21 protein-coding genes are annotated in these 25,628 nt (G+C 73.8%); 3 read left to right on the forward strand and 18 right to left on the reverse strand.

The window, feature by feature from the left end:
* Positions 1-8 precede the first annotated feature (8 nt).
* The 18 genes from ACF09E_RS10675 to ACF09E_RS10760 all read right to left on the reverse strand — a co-directional run bounded on the left by ACF09E_RS10675 (position 9) and on the right by ACF09E_RS10760 (position 21,229).
* Positions 9-857 (reverse strand): TatD family hydrolase, encoded by an 849-nt coding sequence (locus ACF09E_RS10675; RefSeq protein ID WP_392204810.1) that lies wholly within the window; start codon positions 855-857, stop codon positions 9-11.
* Complete coding sequence (locus ACF09E_RS10680; RefSeq protein WP_392204811.1) at positions 857-1,411, reverse strand: EboA domain-containing protein; 555 nt, start codon at positions 1,409-1,411, stop codon at positions 857-859. The genes ACF09E_RS10675 and ACF09E_RS10680 overlap by 1 nt, the downstream gene beginning before the upstream one ends.
* Positions 1,405-2,295: a sugar phosphate isomerase/epimerase family protein gene (locus ACF09E_RS10685; RefSeq protein ID WP_392204812.1), complete on the reverse strand. Its 891-nt coding sequence runs from the start codon at positions 2,293-2,295 to the stop codon at positions 1,405-1,407. Before ACF09E_RS10685 ends, ACF09E_RS10680 begins: the two co-directional genes overlap by 7 nt.
* Positions 2,292-3,197, reverse strand: coding sequence for an SCO3242 family prenyltransferase (locus ACF09E_RS10690; RefSeq protein WP_392204813.1), 906 nt, complete (start codon positions 3,195-3,197; stop codon positions 2,292-2,294). Before ACF09E_RS10690 ends, ACF09E_RS10685 begins: the two co-directional genes overlap by 4 nt.
* Positions 3,194-4,420, reverse strand: a complete 1,227-nt coding sequence (locus ACF09E_RS10695) for an inositol-3-phosphate synthase (RefSeq protein WP_392204814.1) — start codon at positions 4,418-4,420, stop codon at positions 3,194-3,196. The genes ACF09E_RS10690 and ACF09E_RS10695 overlap by 4 nt, the downstream gene beginning before the upstream one ends.
* 221 nt (positions 4,421-4,641) lie before the next feature.
* Positions 4,642-8,337, reverse strand: a complete 3,696-nt coding sequence (locus ACF09E_RS10700; protein WP_392204815.1) for a ThuA domain-containing protein — start codon at positions 8,335-8,337, stop codon at positions 4,642-4,644.
* Positions 8,338-8,582: 245 nt separating this feature from the next.
* On the reverse strand, positions 8,583-9,587 hold the full coding sequence (locus tag ACF09E_RS10705) for a sugar phosphate isomerase/epimerase family protein (RefSeq protein ID WP_392204816.1): 1,005 nt from the start codon (positions 9,585-9,587) through the stop codon (positions 8,583-8,585).
* Between the two features lie 13 nt (positions 9,588-9,600).
* A complete protein-coding gene (locus tag ACF09E_RS10710; protein ID WP_392204817.1) occupies positions 9,601-10,875 on the reverse strand; it encodes a Gfo/Idh/MocA family protein in 1,275 nt (424 codons plus the stop codon).
* 119 nt (positions 10,876-10,994) lie between these two features.
* Positions 10,995-12,032 (reverse strand): substrate-binding domain-containing protein, encoded by a 1,038-nt coding sequence (locus tag ACF09E_RS10715; RefSeq protein ID WP_392037815.1) that lies wholly within the window; start codon positions 12,030-12,032, stop codon positions 10,995-10,997.
* A 67-nt stretch (positions 12,033-12,099) separates the two neighbouring features.
* Positions 12,100-13,098 carry an ABC transporter permease gene (locus tag ACF09E_RS10720; protein WP_392037813.1) on the reverse strand — a complete coding sequence of 333 codons (999 nt, stop codon included), beginning with the start codon at positions 13,096-13,098 and terminating at the stop codon, positions 12,100-12,102.
* Positions 13,095-14,582 carry a sugar ABC transporter ATP-binding protein gene (locus tag ACF09E_RS10725; protein WP_392205015.1) on the reverse strand — a complete coding sequence of 496 codons (1,488 nt, stop codon included), beginning with the start codon at positions 14,580-14,582 and terminating at the stop codon, positions 13,095-13,097. Before ACF09E_RS10725 ends, ACF09E_RS10720 begins: the two co-directional genes overlap by 4 nt.
* Before the next feature lie 339 nt (positions 14,583-14,921).
* Positions 14,922-16,103 carry an ROK family transcriptional regulator gene (locus ACF09E_RS10730; RefSeq protein ID WP_148002998.1) on the reverse strand — a complete coding sequence of 394 codons (1,182 nt, stop codon included), beginning with the start codon at positions 16,101-16,103 and terminating at the stop codon, positions 14,922-14,924.
* A gap of 223 nt (positions 16,104-16,326) precedes the next feature.
* Positions 16,327-17,013, reverse strand: coding sequence for a class F sortase (locus tag ACF09E_RS10735; RefSeq protein ID WP_392204818.1), 687 nt, complete (start codon positions 17,011-17,013; stop codon positions 16,327-16,329).
* A 323-nt stretch (positions 17,014-17,336) separates the two neighbouring features.
* Positions 17,337-17,897, reverse strand: coding sequence for a hypothetical protein (locus tag ACF09E_RS10740; RefSeq protein WP_392204819.1), 561 nt, complete (start codon positions 17,895-17,897; stop codon positions 17,337-17,339).
* A gap of 177 nt (positions 17,898-18,074) precedes the next feature.
* Positions 18,075-19,031: a beta-ketoacyl-ACP synthase III gene (locus ACF09E_RS10745; protein WP_392204820.1), complete on the reverse strand. Its 957-nt coding sequence runs from the start codon at positions 19,029-19,031 to the stop codon at positions 18,075-18,077.
* A 173-nt stretch (positions 19,032-19,204) separates the two neighbouring features.
* Positions 19,205-19,588: a (2Fe-2S) ferredoxin domain-containing protein gene (locus tag ACF09E_RS10750; protein WP_392204821.1), complete on the reverse strand. Its 384-nt coding sequence runs from the start codon at positions 19,586-19,588 to the stop codon at positions 19,205-19,207.
* Positions 19,585-20,106 carry an isochorismatase family protein gene (locus ACF09E_RS10755; RefSeq protein WP_392204822.1) on the reverse strand — a complete coding sequence of 174 codons (522 nt, stop codon included), beginning with the start codon at positions 20,104-20,106 and terminating at the stop codon, positions 19,585-19,587. Before ACF09E_RS10755 ends, ACF09E_RS10750 begins: the two co-directional genes overlap by 4 nt.
* Before the next feature lie 25 nt (positions 20,107-20,131).
* Positions 20,132-21,229: a bile acid:sodium symporter family protein gene (locus ACF09E_RS10760; protein ID WP_392204823.1), complete on the reverse strand. Its 1,098-nt coding sequence runs from the start codon at positions 21,227-21,229 to the stop codon at positions 20,132-20,134.
* A 135-nt stretch (positions 21,230-21,364) separates the two neighbouring features.
* On the opposite strand from ACF09E_RS10760, the gene ACF09E_RS10765 reads away from it, so the two are divergent.
* The 3 genes from ACF09E_RS10765 (at position 21,365) to ACF09E_RS10775 (ending at position 25,500) form a co-directional block, all read left to right on the forward strand.
* Positions 21,365-22,231: a LysR substrate-binding domain-containing protein gene (locus ACF09E_RS10765; protein ID WP_392204824.1), complete on the forward strand. Its 867-nt coding sequence runs from the start codon at positions 21,365-21,367 to the stop codon at positions 22,229-22,231.
* Positions 22,232-22,661: 430 nt separating this feature from the next.
* Positions 22,662-24,485 (forward strand): AMP-dependent synthetase/ligase, encoded by a 1,824-nt coding sequence (locus ACF09E_RS10770; protein ID WP_392204825.1) that lies wholly within the window; start codon positions 22,662-22,664, stop codon positions 24,483-24,485.
* A 226-nt stretch (positions 24,486-24,711) separates the two neighbouring features.
* The gene (locus ACF09E_RS10775; protein ID WP_392205016.1) at positions 24,712-25,500 is read left to right on the forward strand and encodes an aldo/keto reductase; all 789 of its coding nucleotides are present in this window, start codon (positions 24,712-24,714) and stop codon (positions 25,498-25,500) included.
* The last annotated feature ends 128 nt before the right edge of the window (positions 25,501-25,628 follow it).

The raw sequence follows: 25,628 nt of genomic DNA on the forward strand, positions 1-25,628 counted from the left end.
GCTGGGCCTCATTCCCCGCCGCGGAGGACGGAGTTGCCCTCGTGGAGGTCCGGCGGTGTGGGGACGTCGAGGTGGAGGCGTCCGCTGAGTCCGTAGAAGGCGACGGGGTTGCGCCAGAGGACCTGGTCGACGTCGTCGTGTGTGAAGCCGGAGGCGAGCATGGCGCGGGCGACGGCGCGGGTCTTGAGGGGGTCGCTGCGTCCCCAGTCGGCGGCGGAGTTCACCAGGATCCGGTCGGTTCCGTACTCCTTGAGGAGCGCGACGGTCCGGTCCTCGTCCATCTTGGTGTCGGGGTAGACGGAGAAGCCGAGCCAGGCGCCGCTGTCGGCGGCCTCCTTGACGGTGGTCTCGTTGAGGTGGTCGAGGAGGACGCGGTCGGGGGCGAGCGCGGACTCGCGCACGACGTCGACGGTGCGGCGCAGCCCGGTGAGCTTGTCGCGGTGCGGGGTGTGCACGAGGGCCGGGAGGCCGTGGTAGGCGGCGAGCTGGAGCTGGGTGGCGAGCGCGGTGTCCTCGGCGGGTGTCAGGGAGTCGTAGCCGATCTCGCCGACGGCGACGACGCCGTCCTTGGCGAGATAGCGCGGCAGGTCGTCGAGGACGGGTGCGCAGCGGGGGTCGTTGGCCTCCTTCGGGTTGAGGGCGAGGGCGCAGTGGTGGGCGATGCCGTACTGGGCGGCGCGGAAGGGCTCCCAGCCGAGGAGGGCGTCGAAGTAGTCGCGGAAGGAGGCGGGCGAGGTGCGCGGCTGGCCGAGCCAGAACGACGGCTCGACGAGGGCGCGGACACCGGCGTCGTACATCGCCCGGTAGTCGTCCGTGGTGCGCGAGGTCATGTGGATGTGGGGGTCGAAGATGCGCATCAGGACTCCTCGGTGGGGGCGGTGAGGGCGAGGACGCGGGTGAGGTCTGCGGGGACGTCGCGGCCGGCCGCGGTTCGTTCGGCGGCGTGGTCGGCGAGCATCCGGACGAGTTCGGCGTCGCCGGCGGCGCGTTCGGCGAGTCCGGCGACGGCGGTGACGGGGACCTCGGTGAAGAGGCACTTGAGGAGGGCGTGCCGCCAGGCGTGGGGGGTGAGGTGTGCGGCGGCGTAGGGGCCGACGGCGGCGGCGATCAGGGAGGTGTCGTGTGTGCGGAGGGCGTCCTCGATGAGGGGGACGGCCTCGGGGCCGGTGACGAGGGCGGGGAGGGCGAGCAGCACGGCGCGGCGCTCGGCGGCGGCGCCGTGCCGGTAGAGGCGGGTGAGGGTGGCGGGGTCGGCTGCGGCGGCCCGGAGGAGGCGGGTGCGGGCCTCGTCGGCGTGCGCGCGCCCGCAGTGCCGGCCGGCGGTGACGAAGTGCTCCTCCCAGCCGGGGGTATGGGCCTCGGCTTCGGCGAGGGCGGTGTCCAGCCAGGCGCGGGCGGTGGCGGTCAGCATGCGGGGGCCTTCCGGCGCAGGAAGGAGAGGGAGCTGCGGGCGAGGTCGGGTCCCGCGTGGGAGTGGCGGGGCAGCTCGACGACGGTCAGTCCGGGGTAGCCGGCGGCGGTGAGTTCGGCGAGGGCGGCGAGCACCGGCGGGAAGTCGATCTCGCCGTCGCCGAGGGGCAGGTGTTCGTGGACTCCCCGGCGCATGTCCTCGATCTGGAGGTGGTGCACCCAGGGAGCGGCGGCGCGGAGGCAGTCGGCGGGAGGGAGGGGTTCGAGGCACTGGCAGTGGCCGATGTCGAGGGTGAGGCCGAGGACGGCGGGTGCCGGATCGCCGAGGAGTCCGCGCAGGTGGTGGAAGTCGTCGAGGGTGGCGAGGAGGTGGCCGGGTTCGGGTTCGACGGCCAGGGGGACACGGGCGGCCTCGGCGGCTTCGAGGACGGGGGCGAGGGAGGAGGCGAGCCGTTTCCAGGCCTCGTCCGGCGGGGTGTCGGCGGGGAGGACTCCGCTGAAGCAGTGCACGGCGTGCGCGCCGAGGTCGGACGCGACCCGGACGGCCCGCAGGAGGAGCCCGACGCGGGCGGCCCGGCCGCCGGCGTCCGGGTCGAGCAGGGACGGGCCGTGCTTGCGCCGCGGGTCGAGGACGTAGCGGCCGCCGGTCTCGACGGTCGCGCCGAGTCCCAGCTCGCCGAGGCGGCGGGCGACCCGGGCGGTACGGGCGGCCAGGTCGGGGGCGAGGGGGTCGAGGTGCATGTGGTCGAGGGTCAGCCCGACGCCGTCGTAGCCGAGGTCGGCGAGCAGCCCGAGAGCGTCGTCGAGCCGCAGGTCGGTGAGGCCGTTGGTGCCGTAACCGAACCGCGGCCGGCCCGCGGCGGGCGGGGAGGAGGCGGGGGTCATGTGGGGCTCACCTTCCGGGCGAGGGCGCGGGCGGCCGGGACCAGGCCGAGGAGCGCCAGCGCGGTCGCGGGCGCCCCGGAGCGTGCCGCGAGCGCGGCCTGGAGCGGGATGGTCGCCCGGATCCCGCCGCCGACGGCCCGCTCGGTGAGGGCGGCGGACGGGTTGAGCGCGGCGTGGAGGAGGAGCGGGGCCGGGGTGCGGGCGTAGGCCAGGGCGAGGAGCGGGCGGAGGCGGGCGGTGTCCGGCCGCGGACCTCTCGGGCCTCCCGACGCCGCGGCGGCCACCGCCAGGGTGACGGCCAGCGCGGCGAGCGGGGTGCGGGTCGAGCCGCCCCGGGTCTCGTGGCGGGAGACGGCGGTGACGGCGTAGGTGTGCGCCCCGAGGAGGGCGGCGGACGGGAGGGCGTCGAGGGCGGCTCGGGTAGGGGTGTCCCTCCCCCGGGTCGAGGCCGTGGCTCCCAGGAGCAGGTCGAGCGCGCGGGCCGTGGCCATGGCTCCGGGGCCGGCCGGGGTGTGCTTCAGGCGGAGGTCGTAGGCCCAGACCGTGCCGGCGAGGGCGGTGGCGACCGCGAGGGACGGGCGGCCCGCGCGGGAGGCCAGGACCAGGCCCGCGGCCGTCAGGGCCGCGGAGGCGGCGAGGGCGGCGCCGGGGGCGACGCGGCCGGAGGGGAGCGGACGGTGGGGGCGTTCGACGGAGTCCTCGGTGCGGTCGGCCCAGTCGTTGAGGGCCATGCCCGCCTCGTACAGGCAGAGCGAGGCGCCGAGGGCGCAGAGCGTCCCCCGGCCGGGGCGGGCCCCGGCCGCCGCCGCGCCCGCCAGGGCGTCGCCGGGCACCGAGAGCAGCGCCGACACGCGGAGGAGTTCCGCCCAGGCCCGTCCCCGGCCGGTACGGCGCCGGGTCATCGGGCCGTCCCCGTTGCCGTACTCCTGGCCGTACCCGTGGCGGTGTCCGTGCTTCTGCCCGTACCGGTGGCGGGGTCCGTCCCCCGGCCCGCCGTGCCCGGGGCACGCGGCTCCGGGTGGTCGGCCAGGGAGCGGCCGAAGGTCAGGAGGCGGTCGTACTGGTCCGCCAGGGAGGCCGGCGGGGTGCCTTCGGGGTCCTTGAAGTAGAAGGCGAGGTCTTCCAGGGGTCCGGTGCGGCCCTGCTCGTGCGCGCGGGCCGTGAGGCGCGCGAGGTCGAGGACGAGGGGGGCCGCGAGGGCGGAGTCGCAGCCCTGCCAGAGGGTCTGGAGGATCATGCGGGTGCCGAGGAAGCCGTCGAAGGCGATGTGGTCCCAGGCGGTCTTCCACTCCCCCAGGGCGGGGACGTCGTCGATGTGGACCTGGCCTTCGACGCCGGGGCCGAGCGTGTCGGTGAGGACGCGTTCCTTGCCGGCGTTCTTGGCCGCGGCGGCGGCCGGGTCGGCGAGGGCGGCTCCGTCGCCGCCGCCGAGGAGGTTGCTTCCGGACCAGGCGCGTACGGTCAGGGCGCGCTGGTGGAACATCGGGGCCAGTACGGCGCGGAGCAGGGTCTGGCCGGTCTTGCCGTCCCGGCCCGCGTGGGGCAGTCCGCTCGCGGCGAGCGGGGCCGCGAGGGCGGGGTGCCGCAGTCCGGTGGACGGGGTGAAGTTGACGTACGGGCACCCCGCGCGCAGGGCGGCGGCCGCGTACAGGGTGCTGGGTGGGAGCCCGACGCCCCCCGACGCCGGCTCCGTGGATGCCACATTGACGACCACGACGCGGTCCAGGCCACAGCGTCGCCGGAAGTCCGTCAGGTCGCGGGTGAAGGCGGTGACGAGTTCCTCGGTGGTGCGGGTGTCGCCGGGGGCGGGGCCGCCGGGGCGGATCTCGCGGTCGGCGGTCTCCAGTTCGCGGGTGACGGTCCGGGTGAGGCCGTACGGGAGGACTCCGGCGGTGGTGAGCTGTTCGGCCCGTTTGGGGAGGGGGCAGTCGGTGGTGTCGTGTCCGCCGAAGACGAGGGAGTCGAGCGGGGGCAGGCCGGCGCCGGCGAGGGCGGGGGTCTCGGTGGCCATGCCGGTGGGTGGGTGGAGTCCTGCGACGAGGGCGGCGCAGCCGGCCATGGTGGTGGTGGCGACGGAGCCTCTCGCGCCTATGAGCCAGATTCCGGTCCGGGGTGCGTGGGTCATGGCGTCGGCCTCCCTGCTCGTCCAGCGGAAAGAAGGGGTGGTGCGGTGAAGGCGGTGCGGTGGTGGCGGTGCGGTGCAGGTTGTGCGGTGGGCTGGTGGGGTGGGTGACGGTGGGCGGGGGGTACGGCGCCGCCCCGCCCACCGTCGTCGGGTGGGCTTCCGCGGGGGTGTGTCGCGGAGGCCGGTGAGGGTCGGTCAGGGCCGCCGCGGCGGCCGGCCCGTCAGGAGGGGAGTTCCTTCAGGCGGATGTTGCGGAACGCGGCCTCGTCGGTGGCTCCGTGGTTCTGGATGCCGATGTGGCCGTCGGTGAGGCTGCGGGCGGGGTCGGTGTTGGTGAAGTCGTTGATCTTGGTGCCGTTGAGGAAGACCTGGAGGCGTTCGCCCTGGACGCGGATCTCGTAGGTGTTCCACTGGCCGGGCGGCCTGAGGGCCAGGTCGCGGGCCTTGAGGTGGGCGGACTTGAAGCCGTAGACGGCTCCGGTGGTGCGGTCGGGGGCGTCGGTGGCGTCGATCTGGATCTCGTAGCCCTTGTTCACGGCGGACCAGGGGTCGTCGCTCGCGGGGAAGCCGACGAAGACGCCGGAGTTGGAGTCGCCGGTGAGTTTCCAGTCGAGGGTGAGGGAGTAGGAGTGGAGTTCCTTGGCCTGGTACCAGAGCATGCCCATGCCGCCGGTGGAGTGGAGTGCGCGGTCGGCGATGTCGAAGCCGCCGGGTCCGGCCTGCTTCCAGCCTTCGTGGGTCTCGCCGTTGAAGAGGTCGCGGTGGCCGGTCTGGGGTCGGCAGTCGGCCGTGACCTGGCCGGTGGCGTAGCGGAGGCCGCCCAGCAGGTGCTGGCGGAAGGCGGGTTCGGCGTAGGACTCCTTGGTGTGGCCGCCTCCGGTGTAGAAGGAGCGGCCGCCGCCGTAGGTCTGGCACCAGGCGATGGGGTGGTCGCCCTTCATGGTGCCGCCCTGGTAGGTGGTCTCGTCGAGGGTGGCGAGGACGCGGGCCTGGCCGCGGGGGTTGGTGCGGTAGTTGTACCACTCGTCGGTGCGCTGCCAGGGGCCGTCGAGGTGGGCGGTGGCGGGGTGGGTGTGGTCCTCGGCGCGGACGGTGGCGGGCTGGATCTGGGGGTGGGACTGGAAGTAGGCGCCGACGAGTCCGCCGTAGAAGGACCAGTCGTATTCGGTGTCGGCGGCGGCGTGGACGCCCATGTATCCGCCGCCGGTGGAGACGTAGTTCTCGAAGGCGGTCTGCTGTGCGGTGTCGAGGACGTCGCCGGTGGTGGAGAGGAAGACGACGGCGTCGTAGCGGGCAAGGTTGTCGGGGGTGAACTGGCGGGGTTCCTCGGTGTGGTCGACGGTGATGCCGTGGGCTGCGCCGAGTTCCGTGAGGGCGGTGACTCCGGTGCCGATGGAGTCGTGGCGGAAGCCGGCAGTCCTGGAGAAGACCAGGACGCGTTTGGCGTCGCGGTTCGCGGGGGTGCTGGAGAAGGTGAAGTCGTCGAGGTCGTAGAGGGCGCCGGTGCCGCCCTTGAAGACGAGGAAGAGTTCGGTGGTCCTGCGGGGCAGGTTCCGCAGCGGGACGTCGACGTTCTGGAAGGTCTCCCAGCTTCCGGTGACGGGGACGGGTGTGGAGCCGTGGAGGGGTCCGGTGGGTGAGCCGGTGCGGACTTCGAGGAAGCCGCCGTTGCCGCCGGAGGAGATGCGGGCGGTGAGCTTGGTGGCTCCGGTGACGTTGTAGGGCGTGAAGGCGATCCAGTCGCCGTCGTTGATGTCGCCGACGGTGCGACCGCCGTTGGCCTGGGTCTTGTCGAAGAGGTTGACGCCGCTCTGGGTGTCGAAGTGTTCGGCCTGGCGGTGGCGGGGCTGGAGTTTGGCCTGGTCGTGGGTGGTGAGGGGGGCTTGGCCGCCGGCTCCGGCGTCGGTGTACTCGGCGTCGAAGACGGCGAAGATGTTGGCGTCGTCGTCGTGGCCGCCGTCGGCGGAGGTCTTGATGGTGCCGGTGCAGCCGTTGGCGGTGGTGACGGGGTGGCCGTGGCTGTCGTGGCCGAGGACGTAGGTGACCTTCACCTTGGTGCAGTCGATGGGGCCGTCTTCGGGGTCGCTGACCTTGACGGTGAAGGGGATGTCGTCGCCGAAGGAGAAGAGGGCTCCTTCCGTGGGGAGTTCGAGGGTGACCTTGGGGGCGGTGTTGCCGACGACGACGCGGACGGAGGCGGAGCCGGTGCGGCCGGTGGTGTCCTCGGCGGTGACGGTGGCGGTGTAGGTGCCGTTCTTGCGGTAGCTGTGGGTGGGGTCGGCGGCCGTGGAGGTGCCGCCGTCGCCGAAGTCCCAGGTGTAGGTGAGGGCGTCGCCGTCGCCGTCGGTGGTGCCCGCGGAGGAGAAGGCGACCCTGAGGGGGGCGGTGCCGGAGGTCTTGTTCACGGTGGCCTGGGCGACGGGTGACCGGCCGCCGGTGGCGTTCTCGATGCGGTAGAGGCCGGAGTTGTGGTCGCCGCCGAACCAGGCGGTGCCGTAGTCGAGGACGTAGAGGGCTCCGTCGGGGCCGAAGGCCATGTCCATGATCTGGGTGCCGGTCCAGGGGACGTCGTCGATGGAGGCGACGGTGCCGTCGGCGTCCTGGTCGATGCGTTTGATCCAGCGGCGGCCGAACTCGCCGGCGAAGAAGTCTCCGTCGTAGGCCTCGGGGAACTTGACCGGTGAGGTGTTGGCGGGGTCGTAACGGTAGACGGGGCCGCCCATGGGGGATTCGGATCCGGTGCCGAACTCGGGTACGGAGCCGCCGTCGTAGGGGATCCAGGCGGGTTCGGCGGGCGGCAGGTCGACGAGTCCGGTGTTGTACGGGGAGTCGTTGCGGAGGGCGGCGCAGTCGTAGGGGGCGCCGGAGGTCTTGGTGGCGAAGTCGTAGGCGACGTAGGGGTCGTTGTCGCCGGTGCAGAAGGGCCAGCCGAAGTTGCCGGGGCGGGTGACGCGGGCGAACTCGACCTGTCCGGCGGGTCCGCGGCCGGGGTCGGCGGCGCCGGCGTCGGGGCCGTAGTCGCCGACGTAGAGGATGCCGGTGGTCTTGTCGACGCTGAAGCGGAAGGGGTTGCGGAAGCCCATGGCGTAGATCTCGGGCCGGGTCCTGGCGGTGCCGGGGGCGAAGAGGTTGCCGTCGGGGACGGTGTAGGTGCCGTCGTCGGCGACCTTGATGCGGAGGATCTTGCCGCGGAGGTCGTTGGTGTTGCCGGAGGTGCGGCGGGCGTCGAAGGCGGGGTTGCGGCCGGGGCGTTCGTCGATGGGGGTGAAGCCGTCGGAGGCGAAGGGGTTGGAGTCGTCGCCGGTGGAGAGGTAGAGGTTCCCCTGGGCGTCGAAGTCGATGTCGCCGCCGACGTGGCAGCAGATGCCGCGGGTGGCGGGGATGTCGATGACCTTCTTCTCGCTGGCGTTGTCGAGGGTGCCGTCGGCCTTCAGCGTGAAGCGGGAGAGGCGGTTGACGCCGTCGTACTTGGCGAAGTCGGCGGCGGTGCCGTTCTCGGGGGCGTCCCCGGCGGGGGTGTCGAGGGGCGGGGCGTAGTAGAGGTAGAGGGCCTTGTTCTGGGCGAAGTCCGGGTCGAGGCCGATGCCCTGGAGGCCCTCCTCGTCGTGGGAGTAGACGGGGACGGTGCCGATGACGGTGGTGTTGCCGGCGGCGTCGGTGCGGCGGAGTTCGCCGTTGCGGGAGGTGTGGAGGACGCTGCGGTCCGGGAGGACGGCGAGGGACATGGGTTCGCCGACCTCCTCGCCGCCCTTGGCGAGGGTGATCTGCTGGAACTCCTCGGCGGCCGCGGCTGTCGCGGTGGTGGGGGTGTTCGGGGTCTCGGGTTCGGCGGCGAGGCCCTGGGGGGTGCCGAGGGCGAGCAGTCCGACGGTGAGCAGGGCGAGCGACGTCCTGGGGCGGAGTCGTTTTCTGTGCACGGGTGTCCTCCGGATTCGGGCCGGGTGTGCGGGTGGTCCGGGGACCGGCGTGCGCCGTCACGCTGGTCACATCACGCTGTTACGTCATGTACACATCAGGGACCGTAGCCGGGTTCGTCCAGCACGGAAAGCCCTTGCGCACCGGTGCGGTCGAACTTTTCCCCGCGAGAGGACAAAGGCTCCCGAGGGCAGCGCTGACCGGCCCGGCGGCACCTCGCCGCCGGGCACGGACCCGCGCGTTCACGTCAGTCGGCGCTCCCGAAGGCGGCGTCGAAGGAGGTCGCCGGGGGGTCGAAGTCGTACCGCTTCAGGAAGGACAGCGCCTCGGGTGCGCCGGTCAGCCGGTCCATGCCGGCGTCCTCCCACTCCACGGACACGGGACCCGCGTAGCCGATGGACCGGAGCATCCGGAAGACGTCCTCCCAGGGCACGTCGCCGTGGCCCGCGGAGACGAAGTCCCAGCCGCGCCGCGGGTCGCCCCAGGGCAGGTGGGAGCCGAGCCGGCCGTTGCGACCGTCGAGCCGGCGGCGGGCCTCCTTGCAGTCCACGTGGTAGATCCGATCACGGAAGTCCCACAGGAAGCCGACCGGGTCGAGGTCCTGCCACACGAAGTGGCTGGGGTCGAAGTTGAGCCCGAAGGCCGGGCGCTGGTCGACGGCGTCCAGGGCCCGCTGGGTGGTCCAGTAGTCGTAGGCGATCTCGCTGGGGTGGACCTCGTGGGCGAAGCGGACGCCCTCGGCGTCGAAGACGTCGAGGATCGGGTTCCACCGCTCCGCGAAGTCCTCGAAGCCGCGCTCGACCATCCGCTCGGGGACCGGCGGGAACATCGCCACCAGGTGCCAGATGGAGGAGCCGGTGAAGCCGATGACGGTGTCGACGCCGAGCGCGGCCGCCGCCCGCGCGGTGTCGGCGAGTTCGCGGGCGGCCCGTCGCCGCACCCCCTCGGCGTCGCCGTCGCCCCAGATCCGGGCGGGCACGATCGCCTGGTGGCGCTCGTCGATCGGGTGGTCGCAGACCGCCTGCCCCACCAGATGGTTGGAGATCGCCCAGCACTTCAGTCCGTACGCGTCGAGCAGATCCCGCCTGCCCTTGACGTACGCGGGATCCGCCAGGGCCTTGTCGACCTCGAAGTGGTCGCCCCAGCAGGCGAGTTCGAGGCCGTCGTAGCCGAAGTCCCGGGCGAGCCGGCAGACCTCCTCCAGGGGCAGGTCGGCCCACTGGCCGGTGAACAGCGTGAAGGGTCGTGACACGGTCGGGCGCCTCCTAGCGCGGCAGGGACGGATCGGCGGGCATGTCGTCGGACGGGGCGGTGGCACCCCGGGGCGCGGAACGGACCGCGACGCCGACCGGGGTGTAGACCGCGTTGCTCCGGGCGCTCTCCTCCACCGCCGCCAGGACCCGCTGGACCTGGAGGCCGTCGGCGAAGGAGGGCGCCGGGGCGATGCCGCTCGCGACGGCGTGGACCAGGTCGCGGGCCTGGTGCGCGAAGGTGTGCTCGTACCCCAGCGCGTGCCCGGGCGGCCACCAGCCCTCCAGATAGGGGTGGGCGGGTTCGGTCACCAGGATGCGGCGGAAGCCCGCCGACACCGCGGGCTCGGTGTGGTCGTGGAAGGACAGTTCGTTGAGCCGCTCCAGGTCGAAGGCGAGCGAGCCGCGCTCCCCGTTGAGTTCGAGCCGCAGGGCGTTCTTGCGGCCCGCGGCCATCCGGGTGGCCTCGAAGGAGGCGAGCGCCCCGGAGGCGAGGCGCCCGGTGAACAGGGCCGCGTCGTCGACGGTCACCTGACCGTAGGCCTCCGATCCCGCTCCCCCGGCGAGCCCGCCCGCGGCCACCCCCGCGAGCAGCGGGCGCTTCCGCACGAAGGTCTCGGTGAGGGCGGACACGCCGACGAGCGGCTCGCCCGCCAGGTACTGGGCGAGGTCGACGGCGTGCGCCCCGAGGTCTCCGAGCGCGCCGGAGCCGGCGTGTTCGCGTTCCAGCCGCCAGGTGAGCGGGAAGGCCGGGTCGACGAGCCAGTCCTGGAGGTAGGTGACGCGGAGGTGCCGCAGGGCCCCGAGGCGGCCGTCCGCCACGAGCTGACGGGCGTACGCGAGGGCGGGCACCCGGCGGTAGTTGAAGCCGACCATGGCGATCTGGCCGCGGGCGGCGGCGGCCTCGGCGGCGGCCGCCATGGTCTCGGCCTCGGCGACCGAGTTGGCGAGCGGCTTCTCGCACAGCACGTGCTTGCCGGCCTCCAGGGCGGCGACGGCGATCTCCGCATGGCTGTCGCCGGGGGTGCAGACGTCGACGAGCTGGACGTCGTCGCGGGCGACGAGGGCCCGCCAGTCCGTTTCGGCGGCGGCCCAGCCGTGCCGTCGGGCGGCGGCCCGGACGGCGGTGGCGTCGCGGCCGGCGACGGCGGCGAGGACGGGGCGCAGCGGCAGGTCGAAGACCCGGCCCGCGGTGCGCCAGCCCTGCGAGTGGGCGGCGCCCATGAAGGCGTAGCCGACCATGCCGATGCCGAGCGTCGGCGGTGCGGCCTCGCTCTCCGTCTGTTCCATGCGGTTCCTCCGTTTCGTGGTGCGGCGGGTTGCTGCTCCCCGGGGGCGGTCGGGCCGCCGGGGTGCCGGTCCGGCCGGGCGGCCGCGGTGCGGGCCGGCCGACCCGGCGGCCCGGCCGGTCAGCTGAAGCCGGTGGGCAGGTACTCGTCGACGTTCTCCTTGGTGACGACGGCCGAGTAGAGGGTGATGGAGGCGGGGATCTCCAGTTCGGACATGCCGCCGACGCCCTTGTTCTGGCCGAGGGCGCGGGCGAGGTCGATCGCGGAGGCGGCCATGGTGGGCGGGTAGAGGACGGTGGCCTTGAGGACGCCGGTGTCGGCCTTGATGGCGTCCATGGCGGCCTTGGCGCCGGCGCCGCCGACCATGAGGAAGTCCTTGCGGCCGGCCTGGGCGACGGCCCGCAGGGCGCCCACGCCCTGGTCGTCGTCGTGGTTCCACAGGGCGTCGAACTTCGGCTGGGCCTGGAGGAGCTGGGCCATCTTGGCCTGTCCCGACTCGACGGTGAAGTCGGCGGCCTGGCGGGCGACCTTGCGGATGTTGGGGTAGTTCTTGAGGGCGTCGTCGAAGCCCTGGGTGCGCTGCTTGGTGAGTTCGAGGCTGTCCATGCCGGCGAGTTCGACGACGGTGGCGTTCGGCTTGTCCTTGAGTCGTTCGCCGATGAAGTTGCCGGCGTTGAGACCCATGCCGTAGTTGTCGCCGCCGATCCAGCAGCGGTAGGCCTGCGGGGAGGCGAAGATCCGGTCGAGGTTGATGACGGGGATGCCGGCCTTCATGGCCTGGAGGCCGATCTGGGTGAGGGCCTTGCCGTCGGCGGGGAGGATGACGAGGACGTCGACCTTCTTGTTGATGAGGGTCTGGACCTGGCCGATCTGGGTGGCGGTGTCGTTGGAGCCCTCGGTGATCTCCAGGGTGACGTCGGAGTACTTCTTCGCGCGCCGTTCGGCGTTGTCGTTGATGGCGTTGAGCCAGCCGTGGTCGGCCTGCGGGCCGGCGAAGCCGATGGTGACGGGGGTGCCGGGTTTGTCGTCGGCGGCGGGCGCGGCGCTGCCGACCGGCGACTGGTTCTTCGGCTCGTTGCTCGTACAGGCCGTGAGCAGGGCGCCGGCGGAGACGGCCGCGCCGCCGAGGAGGAGGTGTCTGCGGCTGGTTTCGGGCATGGCGGTGGATCCCTTCCGAGCGGGTGGGGTGGAGGGGCGGTGGTGGTGCGGGGCGACGGGTGTCCGGTCAGGTCCCGTCGCGGACCGTGCGGCGCTGGAGCAGGACGGCGGCGACGATGATGGCGCCCTTGGCGATCTGCTGGACGTCGCTCTGCAGGTTGTTGAGGGCGAAGATGTTGGTGATCGTGGTGAAGACGAGGACGCCGAGGACGGAGCCGACGATGGTGCCGCGGCCGCCGCTGAGGAGGGTGCCGCCGATGATGGCGGCGGCGATGGCGTCGAGTTCGTACAGGTTGCCGTTGGTGTTCTGCCCGGAGCCGGCGAGGACGACGAGCAGGAAGGCGGCGATGCCGCAGCACAGTCCGGAGAGCAGGTAGAGGTAGAGGCGCTGGCGGCGTACGTCGATGCCGGCGAGGCGGGCGGCCTCCGGGTTGCCGCCGACGGCGAGGGTGCGGCGGCCGAAGGTGGTGCGGTTGAGGAGGAGCCAGCCGGCGGCGGTGACGGCCGCGAAGACGAGGACGAGGGGCGGGATCCCGAGGACGTAGGCGTCGGGGAGGCCGAGGTCGAGGACGGAGGGGACGGTGACGATCTGCGTCTTGCCGTCGGTGATCTGGAGGGCGAGGCCGCGGGCCGAGGCCAGCATGGCGAGGGTGGCGATGAAGGGGACCATGCCGCCGTAGGCGACGAGGACGCCGTTGACGAGGCCGCAGCCGAGACCGACGGCGACGGCCGTGAAGAGGATCCCGGCGAAGCCGAACTCCTGGGTGGCGAGGGTGGTGGCCCAGACGGAGGCGAGGGCGACGATCGCGCCGACGGAGAGGTCGATGCCGCCGCTGGTGATGACGAAGGTCATGCCGACGGTGACGACGCCGATCACGGAGGCCTGGGTGAGGACGAGTTGGAGGTTGGAGGTGGCGAGGAACTCGGCGGGCCGGGTGAGGCCGCCGACGACGACGAGTGCGGCGAGTACGCCGAGGAGCGAGAGGTTGCGGACGTCGGCCCGGAGGCCGAGCGTGCGCCAACGGCTCTCGCCCGGTGGTGCCTTGGCCGGGGTGGTGAGTGTCATTCCGCTGGGCTCCCTTCCATCACGAGGTCGAGTACGCGGTGTTCGTCGAGGTCGCGGGCGGGGGCCCGGTGGACGACCCGGCCTTCGCGGAGGACCAGGACGCGGTCGGCGAGGCCGAGGACCTCGGGGACCTCGCTGGAGACGAGGAGGACGGCGAGGCCGTCGTCGGCGAGCCCCCGGATGACGGCGTACAGCTCGGCGCGGGCGCCGACGTCGACACCGCGGGTGGGTTCGTCGAGGAGGAGGACGCGGCAGCCCCGGAGGAGCCAGCGGGCGAGGACCGCCTTCTGCTGGTTGCCGCCGGACAGGGTCCGGACCGGGGCGTCCGGGAGGTCGGGGCGCAGCGAGAGGGTGCGGGTGGCGTTCCTCGCGGTCTCGCGTTCGGTGGCGCGGTCGATCCAGCCGGCCCGGGAGAAGCGGGAGAGGGAGGAGACGGAGACGTTGCGGGTGACGGATTCGAGGAGGAGCAGGCCCTGGGCCTTGCGTTCCTCGGGGGCGAGGCCGAGTCCGGCGGTGACGGCGGCGCGGACGCTGCCGGGGCGCAGGGGCCGTCCGTCGACGGTCACCCGGCCGGCGGTGGGTTTGCGTGCTCCGTAGACGGTCTCCAGGATCTCGGAGCGGCCCGAGCCGACGAGTCCGGCGAGGCCGACGATCTCGCCGGGGCGGAGTTCGAGGTCGAGGGCCTCGAACTCCCCTTTCCTGGCGAGTCCCTGGACGCGGAGGACGGGTTCGCCCGTGGGCGGCCGGTCGGGCCGCTCGGGGAACACGTACGGGACGTCCCGGCCGGTCATGAGGGCGACGACCTCGCGGGTGGGGGTGGTCGCGGCGGGCAGTCCGCGGGCGACGGCGCGCCCGTCCTTGAGGACGGTGACGCGGTCGCCGATGCGGCGGATCTCCTCCAGGCGGTGGGAGATGTAGACGACGGCGACGCCCGCGGCGGTGAGGTCCGCGACGATCCGGAAGAGGTTGGCGACCTCGTCGGGGTCGAGTGCGGCGGAGGGTTCGTCCATGACGATGAGGCGGACCTCGTGCGAGAGGGCGCGGGCCATGGAGACGATCTGCTGCTGGGCGGCGGAGAGTTCGCCGACGCGGCGGGCGGGGTCGATCTCCGGGTGGCCGAGGCGTTCGAGGAGGGCTGCGGCGGTCTCCCGTGCCGCGCGGCCCCTGACGAAGCCCGCGGTGGTGGGTTCGTGGCCGAGGTGGACGTTCTCGGCGACGGAGAGGCCTTCGACGAGGTCGAGTTCCTGGTAGATGGTGGCGATGCCGAGGCGGACGGCTGCGCTCGGGGAGCGGAGCCGTACGGGGTCGCCGTTCCAGGTGATGTGGCCCTCGTCGGGCTGGTGGGCGCCGGCGAGGACCTTGATGAGGGTGGACTTGCCGGCGCCGTTCTGGCCGAGGAGGCAGTGCACCTCGCCGGGCAGGACGTCGAGGTCGACGCCGTCGAGGGCGCGGACGCCGGGGAACGACTTGGTGATTCCGGACATGGTGAGGAGGGACAGTGGGTGTTCGGGCATGGCGGAGATCCCCTCGGCGAGTGCGGGTGGCCGTCCGGCGGGGTGCGGGTGGGCGGGGGCGCGTGGGGGTGCGGCGCGGGCCGTGCGGGTGCGGGGCTGGGCGGGTCCTGCAGGTACGGGGCTGGGTGGGTCCTGCGGGTGCGGGACGGGGCCCGGGTGCGGCCGTGGCGGGGGCTGGCGGGGCGGGTGTGCGGGGGTGCGGAGGTGTGGCGGGGCGCAGGGGGGGGCGGCGGGGGTGCCGTCCGTCCGCCTCCTGGCGCCCCGGGGGCGGACGGGGACGGGGGTGGGCCTGGTGCCGGTCGGACGCGGTTACGCCGGCGAGAAGAGGTGGTCGCTGATGAGGCGGGCCGCGCCCGTCACCCCGGCCGTCTGGCCCAGTTCGCCGAGGACGATGGGCAGGTTGCCGGTGGCCAGCGGCAGGGACTGCCGGTAGACCTGGGTGCGGACGCTGGCGAGGAGGTTGTGGCCGAGGCCGGTCACACCGCCCCCGATCACCACCAGACCGGGATTGAAGAAGCTGACGAGTCCGGCGATGACCTGCCCGACCCGGTTGCCGCCCTCGCGGATGAGGGCGAGTGCGGTGGCGTCTCCGGCGGCCGCGGCCGCGGCGACGTCGACGGCGGTGAGGTGGCCGGCCGCCGCGAGCCGGACGGCGAGCTCCTCCGACCTGCCGCCGCGGGCCGCGTCCTCGGCGTCCCTGGCCAGGGCGGCGCCGCTGAAGTGGGCCTCCAGGCAGCCGTTGTTGCCGCAGGCGCAGGGCCGGCCGTCGGGTTCGACCTGGATGTGGCCGATGTCGCCGGCGCTGCCCGTCGTACCGCGGTAGACCTCGCCGCCGACGACGATGCCGCAGCCGATGCCGGTGCCGATCTTGACGCAGAGGAAGTCGCCGACGGAGCGGGCGACACCGGCGTGCTGCTCCCCCATGGCCATAAGGTTCACGTCGTTGTCGACCATGACGGGGCAGCCGAGTTCCTGGCTGAGCGCCTCCCGTACGGGGAAGCCGTCCCAGCCGGGCATGATCGGCGGTGCGACGGGGACGCCCTCGGGGAAGCGGACGGGGCCGGGGACGCCGATGCCGGCGCCGTCGAAGCCTTCGGCGAGTCCGGTGGAGCGGAGTTTCGCCGCCATCGACAGGGCCTGCTCGAAGACGGCGACGGGGCCCTCGCGGACGTCCATGGGGTGGTTGAGGTGCCCGAGCACCTCCAACTCGGCGTTGGTGACGGCGACGTCGATGGAGGTGGCGCCGATGTCGATGCCGAGGAAGCGGAGTTCGGGCGCGAGCCGGATGTTGTGCGAACGGCGGCCGCCCCGGGAGGCGGCGAAGCCGTCGGCGACGACGAGACCGGTCTCCAGGAGCCGGTCGACCTCGACGGCGAGCTTGGAGCGGGAGAGATCGATCTGGTCCCCCAGCTGGGCACGGGAGTTGGGTCCTCCGTCGCGCAGCAGTCTGAGGAGCCGCGCCTGATGCCGGTTGGCAGGTCGTGCCGTCATGCGTCTCACGCGCCCCTCCCTCTCGTACCCGCTCGTCGTCGTGCTTTCGAGGGGAACGTAGCAGCGGCGTACCGGAGTGGGAAGAAGTTGCGCAGGAATCCGCTCCGACTTCTTCCCGATCGAGGACAAAGGCGGGGTCGGGCGCGGGCGAAGGGGCGTCCGGCTCGCGTCGGAGGCGGGCGGAGGGCGCGCCCGCCGGAAGGGAGCCCGTGCGGGCGAGCGGTCAGCGGACCTCGGTCAGGCGGGCCGACACCACCACGTTGCCGGCGTAGCCGTTCTCCTCGGTGAACGCGCCGCCGCAGGTGATGAGGCGCAGTTCGGGCACGCCGGAGTCGCCGTAGACGCGCTCGGCGGGGAAGCCCTCCTTGGGGACGACCTCGACGCCGTGGACGGTGAAGACCGCGGTACGGCCGTCGCGGCGCGCGATCTCCACGCGGTGCCCGGTGCGGAGGGCGCCGAGGTCGTAGAAGACGGCCCGTCCGCCGGGGACGTCGACGTGGCCGACGACGACGGCGGTGCCGCGCTCCCCCGGGGTGACGGCCCCGGTGAACCAGCCGGCGAGGCGGTCCTCCTCGGGCGGCGGGGCCTCGATCCAGCCGTCCGGATCGAGGCCGACCCGGGTGAGCGGCGCGTCGATCCGGACGGCCGGGGCCCGGACCCGGAGCGGCGTCGAGGGCGGCAGCGGCGCGGGGGCGGAGGCGGGGGCGAGGGCGGCCGCCACGCGGGGGCCCTCGGGCGCCGCGGCGGTGAGGGGCTGCGGGGGGCCCTCGGCCCGGAGCGCGTCGGTGCCGCCGCGCACCAGGTGGACGCCGAGGAGGAGCACGACGGCGACGAGGCCCCAGGCGCCGCGCCGCCCGGGGCCGTCGGGCCGTGCCGGGCCGTACCGTTCCCTCGCGTCCGAGCTGCCCACGCCCGCTCTCCTCCTCGTGCCGCGGGCGCGCCGTCCGCGGCGTCGTCGTGCCGTCCGTGGGGTCCCCGTACGCGCCGGGACCGGCGGGGTGACCGCACGTGCCCGGCGGTGCCGGGCACGCCCTCCGCGCCGGCCCGTTCCGTCGGCGCCGTTGTCGTGCCGTCCCGCCGGCTCCGGTGCGCGGGCGCGCCCCGGTCGCGCACCCGGGGGTCCGGCCGGCGGCGCCCGTGCGCGGGCGCCGCCGGTGGTGGTGGCGCCCCTCCGTCCCGGACCTCGTCACACCGGGTCGGAGGGGCCGTCTCGGGCCCCCTGGGTCCCGGCTGTCAGGCGCCGCCGCCCGTGCCGCGGCGGCGGGTCAGGACGACGGCGGCGCCGAGCGCCCCGACGATGAGCAGCACGCCGGTGACGACCTCGGTGACGCCGAGGCCCTCGCTCTCGGCGCCGGAGGCGGCGGCGGTGCCGTAGCCCGCCTTCACTCCCTTGTGCGCTCCGGGCGGCACGGTCTCGTGGTGCCCCGGGGTGTTCCCGTCGGGCTTGCCCTGGGCGATGGTCAGGGTGGCGGTGCCGCGCTCGCCCTTGCAGTCGAAGGTGATCTGGTACTGGGTCCCGGACTTGGCGTCGAGGTCGACGGTGGCGCTGCCGGACCGGCCCTCGTCGAGGGTGACGGTGTCGAACACGCCGGAGGTGACGGTCACCGACGGCTCTTCGCAGCCGTCGGACGTGAGCGTCACGGTGCCGCCGGGGGCGACGGTCTCGGGGCTGACGGAGAAGCCGAACGACGTGATGCCGTGGTCGTCCTGGCCCGCGAACGCGGCCGGCGCGGTCGTGGCCGCGAGGGCTGCGGCGCTCAGCAGGGCGGCGGATGCGGCACGTATCGCACGCATGACGGTCCTCCAGATCGCGGGAGGGTCGGTCACGGAGCGATTCCGTGCCCGGAATGCGACAACCCTCACCGCGATCGAAGCTAGGCGCGCCGGGGGCGGGCCGCCACCGGGCTCCGCCGAACGGGGCATGCCGCCGCCGGGCGGACGGAACGGCAGCGGTGGCGCACTCCCGGGGGCCTACGGCACCCGGACGACCTGGCCCGCGTACGAGAGGTTTCCGCCGAAGCCGAAGAGGAGGACCGGTGCGCCGGAGGCGAGTTCGCCGCGTTCGACGAGCTTGGCGAGGGCCAGCGGGATGGACGCGGCCGAGGTGTTGCCGGAGTCGACGACGTCGCGGGCGACGATCGCGTTGACGGCGCCGATCTTCGCGGCGAGCGGCTCGATGATCCGCAGGTTGGCCTGGTGCAGGACGACGCCCGCGAGGTCCTCGGGGGCGATGCCGGAGCGCTCGCAGGTCTGCCGGGCGAGGGCGGGCAGCTGCTGGGTGGCCCAGCGGTAGACGCTCTGGCCCTCCTGCGCGAAGCGGGGCGGGGTGCCCTCGATGCGGACGGCGTGGCCCATCTCGGGGACCGATCCCCAGAGGACGGGGCCGACGCCCCGGGCGGCTCCCGGGGTCTCCTCGTCCACGGCCTCGACGATCGCGGCGCCCGCCCCGTCCCCGACGAGGACACAGGTGGTGCGGTCGGTCCAGTCGGCCACGGCGCTCATCTTGTCGGCGCCGATCACCAGCGCGCGGCGGGATCCGCCGGCCCGTACCGCGTGGTCGGCGGTGGCGAGGGCGTGGGTGAACCCGGCGCAGACCACGTTGAGGTCCATGGTGGCGGGCGAGGTCATGCCGAGGCGGGCCGCGACGCGGGCGGCCGTGTTCGGCGAGCGGTCGATCGCCGTGGAGGTCGCGACGAGGACGAGGTCGATGTCGTCGGGGGTGAGCCCGGCGGTGGCGAGGGCCTTGCCCGCCGCGTGGGCGGCGAGTTCGTCGACGGGTTCGTCGGGGCCGCCGATGTGGCGGGTGCGGATGCCGACCCGGCTGGTGATCCAGGCGTCGTCGGTGTCGACCAACTCCGCGAGGTCGTGGTTGGTGAGCACCTTGGCGGGCTGGTAGTGCCCGAGCGCGGCAATGCGAGTGCCCGTCATCCCGGGACCCCCTCGGTGGTTCGATCGTCCGGCAGGATGTCCCAGTGTTGCCAGCGACTGATGGGTAACAGGTGACGTAAACCACCAAGATTCCCCCGTACCCCTTGGCCGACCGTGACAAGGGCCCTGGCGCCCCACGGGCCCCACGGCTCCACGTGGGGCGCGGGCCGGGGTCAGTTCTTGGGCGGGTCGATCATCTGGAGGGCGAGGGTGGCGGGGGGCGGGGCGATGCCGGGGCCGCCGGCGGCCGTCCAGGCGAGGATGTCGTCGAGGGAGTCCTGGTCGAGGGTGAAGGCGACCCAGGCGGCCCGTCCGCCGCGCCGCCGGCCCTCGGTGGAGGGCTGGACGACGACGATGTTGGCCTGGGCGCAGGGGCCGAGGCAGTCGCTCGTCCGGACGGCGAGCCGGCCGCCGGAGGCCGCGGCGGCCTCCCGGAGGCGGGTGAGCTGGCCGGCGTGGTCGGTTCCGGGGTTCTTGCGGGCGTCGCCGCAGCAGCAGCCGCGGCAGACGACCAGGGAGCAGGGGCGGGCCCCGTAGCGTATCGGGGCGGGGGTCACTCGGGGCCGTCCAGCGTGATCGCGGCGACGGGCGCGACGGTGCCGAGGCGCGGGAAGTCGAGGTCGACGGAGGCGCGGTGTTCGTCGGCGGTGAGCGCGCTCATGGCGTCCTCGGCGAAGACGAGGTCGTAGCCGAGGTCGCCGGCGGCGCGGGCGGTGGACTCGACGCCGAGGTTGGTGGCGATGCCGCCGAACACGAGGGTGGTGGCGCCGAGCCCGGTGAGGAGCTCGTGGAGTCCGGTGTCCTGGAAGCCGCCGATGGTGCGTTTGACGACGACGGGCTCGCCGTCCCGGACGAGGCCGGCGACGAGATCGCTGCCGGGCGGCTGGGCGGCGACGTTCGGCCGCTCGACCCGGATGTGGACGACGGGCGCGCCGGCGGCCCGGAAGGTGTCGGCGAGCCGGCTGGCGGCGGTGAGGACGTCGGTGCCGGGACGGGGTGCGAGGGGCAGCGCGACGATGCGGTCCATCAGGTCGACGAGGACGAGCGCGGTGCGGCCGGGATCGAGTGCGGGCATGGGAGCACCGTAGCGGCCGGAATGATCATCCAGTGGTCGGTGCGGGTGTGATCCGGCCTACGGCGGGGGCCACGGGGGTCCCTTCCGTCCCGGGGGCGTCCTCCGGGTCGCGGGCGCGGCGTTTCGCGATGACCGCGCAGACCATCAGCTGCATCTGGTGGAAGAGCATGAGGGGGAGGACGGCGAGGGCGGCCTGGGGGCCGAAGAGGACGCTGGCCATCGGGAGTCCGGCCGCCAGGCTCTTCTTGGAGCCGGCGAACTGGATGGCGATGCGGTCGGCCCGGCCGAAGCCGAGGCGTCCGGCTCCGTACCAGGTCAGGGCGAGCATCGCGGCGAGCAGGACGGCCTCGACGGCGAGGAGGAGGCCGAGCCGGGCGGGGGTCACCAGGTGCCAGATGCCGGCGACCATGCCCTGGCTGAAGGCGGTGTAGACGACGAGGAGGATCGAGCCCCGGTCGACGCGTCCGAGGACCTTCTTGTGGCGGGTGAGGAGGCCGCCGACCCAGCGGCGCAGGAATTGTCCGGCGAGGAACGGTACGAGGAGCTGGAGGACGATCTTCAGGAGTCCGTCGGCGGAGAGGCCGCCCGTGCTGCCGCCGAGGAGGAGTGCGGCGAGCAGCGGGGTGAGGACGATGCCGGCGAGGGAGGAGAAGGAGCCGGCGCAGATCGCGGCGGGGACGTTGCCCCGGGCGATCGAGGTGAAGGCGATGGAGGACTGGATGGTGGAGGGGACGAGGCAGAGGAAGAGGAGGCCGCTGTAGAGCTGCGGGGTGAGCACGGTGGGGACGAGGCCGCGGGCGGCGAGGCCGAGGAGGGGGAAGAGGAGGAAGGTGCCGGCGAGGACGGTGAGGTGGAGTCGCCAGTGCTTGAGGCCGTCGAGTGCCTCGCGGGTGGAGAGCCGGGCCCCGTAGAGGAAGAAGAGGAGGGCGACGGCGCCGGTGGAGGCGCCTTCCGCGACGTGGGCGGCGGTGCCGGAGGCGGGGAGGAGCGCGGCGAGGGCGACCGTGCCGAGCAGCGCCAGGATGTACCCGTCGACGGGCAGCCGTGACGGCAGCCGGAGGATGCGGCGCGGTGTGCCGGCCGGGGTGTGGCGTGGGGGGCGGGCGGGCGTACGGGCGGTCATGGGCTCCACTGCTCTGTGCGGGGGTGTCGCGCCCGTCCATCCTGGCCCACGGTCCGGTGATCGGGAATCCCGCACAGTCCTCTGACTGTCATCGCGATGCGCGATGAAGGGCGTGGCAGGGGTTACGGTCGTCCTGTGTACGAGCCCGCGCATCTGCGCACCTTCCTCGCCGTGGCCCAGACGCTGAGCTTCACCCGGGCCGCGGAGCGTCTCGGGCTGCGGCAGTCCACGGTGAGCCAGCACGTGCGGCGTCTGGAGGGGGCGACGGGCCGGCCGCTGTTCACCCGGGACACCCATCGGGTGGCGCTGACCGAGGACGGCGAGGCGATGCTCGGCTTCGCCGGCACGATCCTCCAGGCGCACGAGCGGGCGGCGGCGTACTTCGGCGGGACGCGGCTGCGCGGACGGCTGCGGTTCGGGGCGTCGGAGGACTTCGTGACGACCCGGCTGCCGGAGATCCTGGAGTCGTTCCGGCGCGAGCACCCGGAGGTCGATCTGGAGCTGACGGTGGAGCTGTCCGGCACGCTGCAGGCGCGGCTCGCCGCGGGGCGGCTGGATCTGATCCTGGCGAAGCGGCGCGGCGGGGAGAGCGAGGGGCGGCTGGTCTGGGAGGACTCCCTGATCTGGATCGGGGCGCCGGGGCTCCGCCTGGATCCCGACCGTCCGGTGCCGCTCATCCTGTATCCGCCGCCGGGGATCACCCGGGCGCGGGCCCTGGAGGCCCTGGAGGCGCAGGGCCGGGCGTGGCGGATCGCGTGCACGAGTTCCAGCCTGAGCGCGAACGTGGCGGCGGCGCGGGCGGGGCTCGGGGTGATGGCGCACACGCGGGGGCTGGTGCCTCCGGGGCTGGTGCCGGTGCCGGCGCGGGCGGGGCTGCCGGAGCTCGGCGAGGTCGGCTTCGTGCTGCGTGCGGGGCGGCGGGGCGGGGCGGCGCAGGAGGCGGCGGACGCGCTGGCGGAGGCGATCCTGGCGGGCGGCGACCGGCTGCACCGGCCGGGCTGACCGGGCTGACCGGGGCGGTGCGACCTGGGCGGTGAGCCGCGGCCGGGTCGGCCTCCGGGGCTCGGCCGGGCCGCCTCCGGGGCGCGGCCGGGGAGCCGCGGGGGCCGCGGTACGGGCGCTGCGGGGATGGTCGGGCCGTCGTGGGGCGGCGGGTCCAGGTGCAGGCGGGGTGGCGCGTCGGGTGGCGGGGCGTGAGTGGTCCGTACAGATTCCGTGGAGATTCCCGCCCGGTCGACGTACCGGGTGGTCGGTAACGCACCCGCGGCATCCGCGACTTGGTTCGCCCACCCGCCCTGACCTGTGCGAACACGGAATGTCCCGGCTTGGTGAAGGCCCTCCCGCCGGGCAGTCGGGTGGGGTACCGTCACCCGCGCCGTACGGAGCGCTACAACGAGCTTTTCCAGCCATCGAGCCGTCGAGGAGCAGGTCAGTGCGCGAGTTCACCGTGCCGCCCGTCGCGGCGGCGCCTCAGGTCGGCGGTCTGGCGGACCCCGTGTTCGAGCGTGCCCTGGCGGAGCCGGACCGGGTGACGTTCGGCCGGAAGGGGCCGGACGGCGCGTGGCGGGACGTGACGGCCGTGCGGTTCCGGGACGAGGTCCTGGGTCTGGCGAAGGGCCTGATCGCGGAGGGGGTGCGGTTCGGCGACCGGGTCGCCGTGATGTCCCGCACCCGGTACGAGTGGACGCTCTTCGACTTCGCGCTGTGGGCCGTCGGCGCGCAGCCCGTGCCGGTCTACCCGACGTCCTCCGCCGAGCAGGTCTTCTGGATGCTCTACGACTCCGAGGTCACGGCCTGCGTGGTGGAGCACGAGGACCACGCCATGACGATCGGCTCGGTGATCGACCGGCTGCCGCGGCTCCAGCGGCTGTGGCAGCTGGACGCGGGTGCGGTGGCCGAACTGACGGCCGCCGGGGCGGACATCGGCGAGGACGTGGTGCACCGGCACCGGCGGGCGGTGACCCCGGAGACGGTGGCGACCGTCATCTACACCTCGGGGACGACGGGGCGTCCCAAGGGCTGTGTGATCACCCACGCCAACTTCATGTTCGAGACGGACATGCTGGTCGGCCGGTGGGAGTCGGTGTTCCGCTCCCGGCCGGGCGAGGAGGCGTCGACGCTGCTGTTCCTGCCGCTGGCGCACGTCTTCGGCCGGATGGTGGAGGTGGCGGCGGTCCGCACCGGGGTGAAGCTCGGGCACCAGCCGGTGATGGCGGCGGCGGAACTGATCCCGGACCTCGCCGCCTTCCGGCCCAGCTTCGTGCTGGCCGTCCCCTACGTCTTCGAGAAGGTCTTCGACGCGGCGCGGCGCAAGGCCGAGCGGGAGGGGAAGACCGGTCCGTTCGACAAGGCGGTCGAGGTCGCGGTCGCGTACGCGGAGGCCCTCGAACACCGGGCGTTCGGCACCGGGCCGGGGCCGTCGGCGGCCCTGCGGGTGCAGCACCAGTTCTTCGAGAAGACGGTGTACGCGAAGGTCCGCGCCGCCCTCGGCGGACGCCTCCGGCACGCGATGTCGGGCGGCTCCGCGATGGACCGCCGGCAGGGGCTGTTCTTCGCGGGCGCCGGGGTCACGGTCTTCGAGGGGTACGGCCTGACCGAGTCCTCCGCGGCCGCGACCGCCAATCCGCCGGAGCGGACGCGGTACGGCACGGTGGGCCAGCCGGTGCCGGGGACCACGGTGCACATCGCGGACGACGGGGAGGTGTGGCTCCACGGCGGCCAGGTGTTCTCCGGCTACCTCAACGCCCCCGAGGCCACCGCCGCGGTCCTCAACGACGGCTGGCTGGCCACCGGGGACCTGGGCTCCCTCGACGAGGACGGCTATCTGACGATCACCGGGCGGAAGAAGGAGATCCTGGTGACCTCGGGCGGCAAGAGCGTCGCGCCGACGGCCCTGGAGGAACGCGTCCGGGCGCATCCCCTGATCGCCCAGTGCATCGTCGTCGGCAACGACCGGCCGTACATCGCCGCCCTGGTGACCATCGACCAGGAGGCGGTGGAGCACTGGCTGGCCATGCAGGGACGGGCACCGCTCTCGCCCGCGGAGCTGGTCCGCGATCCGTCGCTGGAGACGGAGATCCGGCGGGGGGTGGTGGCGGCGAACACCCTCGTCTCGCAGGCCGAGTCCATCCGCACCTTCCGGATCCTGGCGCATCCGTTCAGCGAGGAGCACGGGCTGCTGACCCCTTCGCTGAAGCTCAAGCGGAAGGCGATCGAGCGGGCGTACGCGGCGGAGGTCGCCGCGCTCTACGGCTGAGCCCGGCCGCACCGCGGACGCCCGCCCCCCGGTCCCGCCGGGGGGCCGTGTCCGCCGTACGGCTCCGGGCCCGCCCCGGAGGCCGGGATCCGCGTACGGAATGCACGAGCCTCCCGGATCATTGAAGGTGGGAGAAGTCAGGCACGACCCGCGAGAAGAGAAGGATCCCCTCCACGTGAGCACGGACAGCAAGGTTCCCCAGGTCACCCTGAACAACGGCGTGCGGATGCCGCAGCTGGGCTTCGGCGTCTGGCAGGTGCCGGACGCCGAGGCCGAGACCGCGGTGGCGACGGCCCTGGAGGCCGGCTACCGCTCGATCGACACCGCCGCGGTCTACGAGAACGAGGAGGGCACCGGCCGTGCCCTCGCCGCGTCCGGGGTCCCCCGCGAGGACCTGTTCGTCACGACCAAGCTGTGGAACAGCGACCAGGGCTTCGACTCGACCCTGAAGGCCTTCGACGCCTCGCTCGACAAGCTCGGTCTCGACTACGTCGACCTGTACCTGATCCACTGGCCGGTCCCCTCGAAGGACGCGTACGTCGACACGTACCGCGCGTTCGAGAAGATCGCCGCGGAGGGCCGCGCCAAGGCGATCGGCGTCTCGAACTTCCTCCCGGAGCACCTGGAGCGGCTCGTCGGCGAGACCTCCGTCGTGCCGGCCGTCAACCAGATCGAGCTCCACCCGCAGCTCTCCCAGCAGGCCTCCCGGGAGGTGCACGCCCGGCACGGCATCGCGACCGAGGCGTGGTCGCCGCTCGGCTCGGGCAAGGGGCTCCTGGACGTGCCGGCGATCATCGCGATCGGCCGCAAGCACGGGCGCACCCCGGCCCAGGTCGTCCTGCGCTGGCACCTCCAGCTGGGGAACGTGGTGATCCCCAAGTCGGTCACCCCGTCCCGCATCCGGGAGAACATCGACGTCTTCGGCTTCGAGCTGGACGCCGAGGACCTGTCGGCGATCGCCGCCCTCGACGAGGACCGCCGGCTGGGCCCGGACCCGGCGGAGTTCGCCGCCTGACCGGTCGCGGTACGACAACGGCGCCGAGGTCCTTCCGGGCCCCGGCGCCGCTGTCGTACCCCCGGCATAGAGTCGGCGGAGGACCGCGGAGCCGGCCGGTGCGGGCGGGTCGCGGGTGCGAGCGAGGG

Source organism: Streptomyces sp. NPDC014891, assembly GCF_043081085.1.
Classification (GTDB): Bacteria; Actinomycetota; Actinomycetes; order Streptomycetales; family Streptomycetaceae; genus Streptomyces.